This is a genomic window from Streptomyces sp. NPDC097619 (assembly GCF_040302735.1).
Classification (GTDB): Bacteria; Actinomycetota; Actinomycetes; order Streptomycetales; family Streptomycetaceae; genus Streptomyces.
The window spans coordinates 65,867-72,484 of sequence record NZ_JBEOSD010000021.1 but is presented as its reverse complement, the minus strand read 5'-3'; the positions used below and the strand labels follow the sequence as shown (position 1 = coordinate 72,484).

Genomic DNA, 6,618 nt, shown 5'->3' with positions numbered 1-6,618 from the left:
GGGCTGCCCCGACGGCGCCCTCCCCCCGCCCCCACCCTCTCGACGGAAGAACGATGACCCCCGAGCACGACGACTCGACCACCGCCCTGGACCCCCGCACCTACCCGGACCTCGCCCCGGACGCCGGCGACCCCCTCGCCGCTCTCGCCCGCACCGCCGCCGAGCAGGACCTCACCCTCCCGCCGATCCGACCCTGGGGACACTGGAGCGCCTCGCAGGACCCGCTCTCCGTCGCGGTCGAGAGCGACCGCGGGGTCTGTGTCGTCGAGTTCGCCCGCGGCGGCCACGCCATCCGGGCCCGCTTCACCAAGCCCTGGATCGGGAACGTCGCGACCGCCGACGACCTCACGCTCGCGGCCACCGTCGCCCTCCTCGAAGCCTGGGACCGTCCGCTCCCGCTCGACGCCATGACCGAACTGTGGCCCGCCCTGGCCGTCGACCCCTTCGCCCTCGCCCTGGAACAGGGTCGCGCCCTCTCCCACCGCTGGCAGGAGGTCCGCGCCCTCCCGGCTGAAACGATCGACAAGGACCTCGTCGAGGCGGCGTACGCGACCCCGGAGCTGCGGGCGCTCTACCCGCTGGTCTCCCACGCGGCCCTGTCCTTCAGCGACACTCCGCTGCCGCCCCACCCCGCCCACTTCCCCCGCGCCACACCGCGCGGCGCCGGACAAGGCTGGCTGGTGGGCCGCCAGAACGAGAACGCGTCCACCCACACCGCAGAGCCCACGGCAGCAACGGCCGCGGCAGCCCTCGCCCGTCTCCTGCCACCGCACGGGGACGGACCGGCCGGTTCCCCGGAAGGCACCGGCTGAGCACAGCCACGAAGCGGGCCGACCGCGGACCCGCTCAGCGCCTGGACCCGTGTCGTGGCGAGGACCCGTCACCGGGCCCACGGGCCCCACCACTTCGGCGGGGGCGGATCCGCCGGTGCCGAGGTCGGCTGGTCGGGGTGGAGGCCCAAGTGGTGAAGGCGTCGGCTCGGACGTTGATGGCGTACGTGCCATGCCAGTGGTCGTCCGGGCCCACGCCGCACATCAGGTCGACGCGGACCTCGTCACCGTCGAACGGGTCCCAGTCGATGCCGCGGTCTCGCAGTCAATCCGCCAGCAGCCGGCCCGGGCGCGGACCACCCGGCACGTTCTCGGAGCTGAACAGAGCCACCCAGTGGTGTCCCTCGTCGCTGTGTTCCTGCGTCATGCCGCAACCTCCAGAGCATGCTTCGATCCCAGACCCTGTGCTCAGGCCCCGCCGCCGCATGGCACCGGGGCAGCACCTGCCGCTCCACACCCCCTGTCTGCTCGACTGTGTCCGGCGACTTCCAACGCCGACTCTCCCAGAGGGCTGCCGCACCTGTGTCGAGACCCTCAGCAGTGCGCCGATGCCACGATTGCGCGCTTGCGGTGTGATGAACGGTCGGCTGATCATGGCCGTCGTGTCAAGGCTCGCTCCCGCGCGACGGGGCACGGCGCCGCCGGTCCGCAGCGGGGAGTCACGGTCGGGGGCGGGCCCGTGAATGCCCCCGACAACGACAGAGCGAGGCACCAGTGACCGACCCCTTCCTTATGCCCGTGGAAGACGTCTTCGATCGGGGGTGGGGCCGGGGTGTCCTGGTCACCGGACTCGTCGAGCGGGGCCGGGTGCGCGGGGGCGACACGGTCGCCGTCGTGGGTGGTGACGGCGACGCGGTGGTCGTCATCGGGGCTGTCGAGACGGGCGACGGGCCGGTACTCGAAGCCTCGGCGGGAACGAGCATCAGCGTGCTGCTGCCTGGCGGGACGGCCGTACACCGGGTTCAGGTCCTCGCCTCGCCCGGTTCGATCGAGGCCCACCGCGCCTTCACTGCGGAGATCACCTTGCTGCCCGAGGAGGATGGGGGCTCCGTCGTGCGGGTGGGTACGGAGGCGCTGGTCCACCTCCGCACGGCCCTGGCTTCGGGTACTGTGCTTCCCGCCTCGGGGACGGAACTGCGACCCGGTGCTTCGGGGCGCGTCGCCTTCACACTCGACCGGCCGGTGGCCCTGGAGAAGGGGCAGCGCGTGGCGATCCGCCTTCGGGGTCGGGCCGCCGGCTCTGGCACGGTCACGCGCCTCGGAGCATGACCTCGGCCGACCGACCGGGTTCACCTACCTGACATGGCGTCGTGTGGCGGGGCCCGTTCACGGCGCGGAAGCCTGCTCCGCCGAAGCGTCAGGGCTTGGACGGCACAACCCTGCTGGTGAGCATGCGGAGGATCAGCGGAAATCTTAGGACGTAAAAGCCGGCGCGCCGTGCCGTCAGTCGACCGGAGCCGCGTAGCAGCGGACGGCCACTTTCCGGTGCGGGCTCCATTGTTGTTCCACGGTGGCCAGGAGGTGCCAGCCGAGGCGTTCGTACAAGGCGGCCGCTGCGGTGTCGGTGGCGACCACGTCCAGCACCGGATGCAGGCCGCGGTCCCGTGCCGCCGACGTCGCCCGGGACATGAGCAGCTCGCCGATGCCGTGACCGCGGGCCGACGGAGCGACGAAGAGTCGGTTGACCACGGCCGTCGCGTCGGTGGCCGCCCCCACGCGAGCCCTCCACAGGACCGGCGCCGCGTCTCCCTCACCGCTCCGGGACAAGCCGATGTGGCCGACGACGTGTCCATCGAGTTCGGCGATCCAGGAGGCGAGGAGTGTCGGCGGAGAGAGCCACGCGCCGGGATCGTCGGGCCAGTTCACCGGGTAGCCGTCGCCTTCGTGGACTTCCGACAGGACCGCCACACAGGCGTCGAGGTCGTGTTCCGTCCGTTGCCGGACCTTGGCGGCCCGTTCCGTTCCCGGTGCGTCGTCGTTCGTCACCGGTGCATCGAAACACAGATCCGAACACCGATCGACGTCGGATCGCTCCTGGTCAGGCGGGGTGGACGTCGATGCTGCGTCGCACCTCGGCGAGGAATTCCTCGGTGCGCGTGGCCGCGGTGGTGGCCGTGGTGCCTTGGGCCCATACCTGGACCCGGTAGTAGGAACGGTCGCCGTCGAGCAGGTAGAGGTTGGTGACCTGTTCCGGCGCGCGGGACTTCAGGCCTGCGTATCGGACCGTGACGAGGGCGGCGTCCTCACCGTCGATGGTGTCGTGGCGGATGTCGCCGACTTGAGTGGCGCCGGACGCGGCCATCGTGTCCTTCTCATCACGTGCGCCCTCCTGGTACCAACCGGCGGCCTTCTGGGCGAGCTGCGTCGTCGTTTCCCCCGGTTCACTCGCGCCCACGAGGACCTTGATCTTGGCGTGGCCGTCCGGGGCGACGTAGTGGGCTTCGGGGGTTCCCTCCGCATCGAGGACCCGACGGGACGTGAACGCGTACGGGACCGCCAGGGCCAGGTCCACCCGCTCCGCGGTACTGGAGGTGCGGCGTACCTCCCACCCCTCCGGCGGCTCGTACCCGGAGGGCGTGAGCCAGGAGGAGGTGAGGACCACGACGGCGGTGGTGGCCGCGATCACGCCGGTCGACACCCGCAGGGCCTTGCGGGTGAGAAGGCGAGGCGGCCGCTCCTCCGGAGACCCGTACCCGTGTTCGCGGGTGACGACCCGCTCCGCCTCCTGAGCCGGGTCCGCTGATGGCTCCTGATCCACTGCAGCGGGTTCCGTCCGCGTCAGCCAGGCCCTCCAGCGGGCCCTCCACAGTGCCTTCTCCTCCTCGTTCCACGGCAATGCCGCATGCAGGTGGCAGCCATGGACGAAGGCAAGGAACGTGTCCTCTCTAACGGCGGACACGTCACCGTTCTTGATCTTCCTGGCGGTATCGGCTCCGACGGTCGTGATCCTCCCCCTCGGGTCCCGTCGCTCGATCTGCCCGGGGGTCGGGGCTCCGCACCGCTCGATGAGTTCGACCACCGCCTTCCGGAGGGCTGAGCCCTCATAAGCCCGCGGCCCTCGATCCGTCGCTATGTCCCCCACACCCTCTCTCGCGCTCTGTGTGCCGAACCTCAGCTTCCGGCCAGATGGCCCCGACCCACACCGCTTCCCCCCGTTTGTCATATGCCAATGCCCCTCGGCGGAGTCCGCCTGACGTGGATCAGCGGGAGGAGCCGGCGGGGGGCGCTGCCCGATCGCGCACGCGATGCGGCGGAATCCCCGCCGGGTGCTGCCGATTTCCCGCCGATGCGCCGATCGGCGCCGATCGATGGCGGCGATCCGTGAAGCGGCCGGTCAGGTAGGGGATGGCCACCGCACGCCAGGAGCGGTGGCCGCCGCGGTCCGGGCGCCAGGGCCGTGGCGTGTCCTGTACCGACCCACCCAAGGAACTCCCATGACAGGTCTCGTACTCCTCGCCCTGCTCGTGCTGGGCGTGATCGCCTGGGCCGCCCTCACGAAGGCCCCCGGTGACCAGATTCCGGCCGTGACCACCTCGCTGACCCACGGCGTCGTCATCCTGGTCCTCGCCTACGTCGCCCTCCGGTTGGCCGGGCCCGAGGAGGTCCCGGCCGTACTCCGGAGCGTCGTGCGCTACCTGCGTGCCTGAGCCGACTCCCGGTATCGGTGCCCAAGTCGGTTCCGGTGTCGGCAGTCGGGGGTGATGAGGCCCCGCACCCTCGCGTGGGGGTGCGGGGCTTCCGCGACTCCTCCGGCAGGAGCATCACGAACGTCCCGTCGTGCTTCAGGCGGCCGAGTATCGGGCCGCTTCGTCCCGGAGGGCTTGGAGGAGGGTCGTGACGTGGGGGCGGTCGGGGCGGGCCCGCGTGGCGACGCCGATGTGGCGGGCAGGGGCCGGGCCGGAACCGGTGGTGACGGGGAGGGCGCGGAGGCCCGGGGGACCGGGGGGACCGGACAGGTCGGGGGTGAGGGCGATGGAGGGGATCAGGGAGAGGCCCAGACCGGCGGCGACGAGGGAGCGGGCGAAGAAGTAGTCGGTGGTGGTGCCGCGGATCTCAGGGGTGAAACCGGCGCGTTCGGCGTACCGGCGGAGGAACGCCTCCGTCTTGAGGCAGCCGAGGACCCAGGGTTCGGCGGCCAGTTCCGTGAGGTCGAGGGCGGGGCGGTCGGCGAGGCGGTGGTCGGCGGGCAGGACCACGTGCAGGGGGTCCTCCAGGAGCGGCGTCCATTCCAGACGCGGGCCCGCCGGCTGGGGTCCCACCGGGAGGGGGCCCGTCGGGAGGGGGCCGTCGAAGTGGTAGGCGAGAGCCAGGTCCACCGTGCCTCGGCGGACCAGGGGGAGCGTGTCCTCCGGTTCTCCCTCACGGATGTGGATCACGGTGTCCGGGTGGGCGGCGGTGAGGCGGGCCAGGGCGCCGGGGAGCAGGAGCCGGCCGCCGCTGGTGAACGCCGCGACGGTGAGTTGGGTGCGGCGGGTACTGAGCCGTTCGACCTGCTGCCGGGCGTGTTCCAGTTCCGCGGCCACCGATTCGGCCGCGCCGACCATGACCCGTCCGGCGGGCGTGAGGGTGATCCCCCGGGTACTGCGGACGACGACCTCGGTACCGAGGCCGCGTTCCAGGGCCGCCACCTGCTGCGAGACGGCGGACGGGGTGAGGCGCAGGGCCGTGGCCGCCCGGTTGAAGCTGCCGTGTTCCGCCACCGCCCGCAGGACGCGGAGCCGCTGCACATCGATCAACAGTTTTCCTTCATACGAGTTCAGGAAGAGATCACTTCTGCTGATGACGATAGGTACCCAGGATGGGGGCATGCAAAGGATCTGCGTCATCGGCGGAAGCCGGTACTTCGGGAAGCTCCTGGTGGATCGGCTCCTGGCCGCGGGCCACCGGGTGACCGTGATCAACCGCGGTTCGTCCGTGCCGCCCGCCGGGGCGGAGCACCTGATCGTCGACCGGGACGACGAGATCGCCCTCGCCGCCATGCTCGGCGCCCGCGTCTTCGACGTCGTCGTGGACCAGGTCTGCTACACCCCGGTGCAGGCCGCGATCGCCGCCCGGGTCTTCGGGAGCCGCACCCGCCGCTACGTGATGACCTCCACCATCGAGGTCTACGACCCGGCGAGCGCGTCCCTCCCGGACGTACCGCCGGCCGGCACCCCGGTGCCGGAGGAGGCCGTGGACCTCGCCGGGTGGCCGGTGGACCCGGACCTGCCGTGGCAGGAGGACGCGTACCTGGACGCCCACTACGGCGAGGGCAAGCGGCAGGCCGAAGCGGTCCTCAGCCGGGCGCGGGGCTTCGTCTTCGCGAGCGTGCGGAGCGCGCACGTGCTCGGCGGCGGGGCGCAGGAGTTCACCGGACGGCTCGCCCACTACGTCGGACGCGTCGCGCGCGGGGAGGCGATCGCGGTGCACGAGCGGGTGCTGCCGTCGGTGTTCATCCACCACGAGGAGCTGGCGGAGCTGCTGGTGTGGGCGGCCGGTGCGGACTTCTCCGGGCCCGTGAACGCCTGCTCCGACGGGCTGCTCGACGTGTACGGGCTGACCGGTGTCGTGGCCGCGCGGGTGGGGCGGGAGCCCGTCCACCGGGTCGTGACGGGGGAACCGGGCGGCGGTACAGGGGCGGGGGCAGGGCCGGAGACGGCGGGTGCGGCAGCCGCCTCCCCGTTCTCCTTCGACCGCCACTACGCGATGGACAACGCCCGTGCGAAGGCTCTCGGGTTCACGTTCTCCCGGACGGAGGACTGGCTGCCCGGGGCCGTGGACGAGGCCATCGGTGCGGGAGCCGGCGGGG

At 72.0% G+C, this 6,618-nt stretch carries 6 protein-coding genes and 1 pseudogene; 4 read left to right on the top strand and 3 right to left on the bottom strand.

All coding sequences use genetic code 11. The features are described 5' to 3' along the window. Positions 1–53 precede the first annotated feature (53 nt). Together ABTZ17_RS08955 and ABTZ17_RS08950 are read left to right on the top strand one after the other, a co-directional pair. Complete coding sequence (locus ABTZ17_RS08955; protein WP_352194855.1) at positions 54–812, top strand: DUF6193 family natural product biosynthesis protein; 759 nt, start codon at positions 54–56, stop codon at positions 810–812. A 750-nt stretch (positions 813–1,562) separates the two neighbouring features. Continuing rightward, positions 1,563–2,099, top strand: coding sequence for an EF-Tu C-terminal domain-related protein (locus tag ABTZ17_RS08950; RefSeq protein ID WP_352194854.1), 537 nt, complete (start codon positions 1,563–1,565; stop codon positions 2,097–2,099). Positions 2,100–2,273: 174 nt separating this feature from the next. On the opposite strand, the gene ABTZ17_RS08945 is transcribed toward ABTZ17_RS08950, so the two are convergent. Together ABTZ17_RS08945 and ABTZ17_RS08940 are read right to left on the bottom strand one after the other, a co-directional pair. Further along, a complete protein-coding gene (locus ABTZ17_RS08945) occupies positions 2,274–2,816 on the bottom strand; it encodes a GNAT family N-acetyltransferase (protein ID WP_352194853.1) in 543 nt (180 codons plus the stop codon). 52 nt (positions 2,817–2,868) lie between these two features. Further along, positions 2,869–3,588, bottom strand: a complete 720-nt coding sequence (locus tag ABTZ17_RS08940) for a hypothetical protein (protein ID WP_352194852.1) — start codon at positions 3,586–3,588, stop codon at positions 2,869–2,871. A gap of 676 nt (positions 3,589–4,264) precedes the next feature. Here ABTZ17_RS08940 and ABTZ17_RS08935 point away from each other — a divergent pair. Further along, complete coding sequence (locus ABTZ17_RS08935) at positions 4,265–4,477, top strand: Sec-independent protein translocase family protein (RefSeq protein WP_352194851.1); 213 nt, start codon at positions 4,265–4,267, stop codon at positions 4,475–4,477. Positions 4,478–4,612: 135 nt separating this feature from the next. Here the strand turns inward: ABTZ17_RS08935 and ABTZ17_RS08930 are convergent, their stop codons facing one another. After that, on the bottom strand, positions 4,613–5,566 hold the full coding sequence (locus tag ABTZ17_RS08930) for a LysR family transcriptional regulator (protein WP_352194850.1): 954 nt from the start codon (positions 5,564–5,566) through the stop codon (positions 4,613–4,615). A gap of 70 nt (positions 5,567–5,636) precedes the next feature. Here ABTZ17_RS08930 and ABTZ17_RS08925 point away from each other — a divergent pair. Continuing rightward, positions 5,637–6,605, top strand: a pseudogene (locus tag ABTZ17_RS08925) (NAD-dependent epimerase/dehydratase family protein); the annotation flags it as partial. Positions 6,606–6,618 lie beyond the last annotated feature (13 nt).

What these genes read in the sequence shown, in the direction of transcription:
- ABTZ17_RS08955 (WP_352194855.1), top strand. Translation starts at nt 54, where the DNA reads ATGACCCCCGAGCACGACGACTCGACCACCGCCCTGGACCCCCGCACC.
- ABTZ17_RS08950 (WP_352194854.1), top strand. Translation starts at nt 1,563, where the DNA reads ATGCCCGTGGAAGACGTCTTCGATCGGGGGTGGGGCCGGGGTGTCCTG.
- ABTZ17_RS08935 (WP_352194851.1), top strand. Translation starts at nt 4,265, where the DNA reads ATGACAGGTCTCGTACTCCTCGCCCTGCTCGTGCTGGGCGTGATCGCC.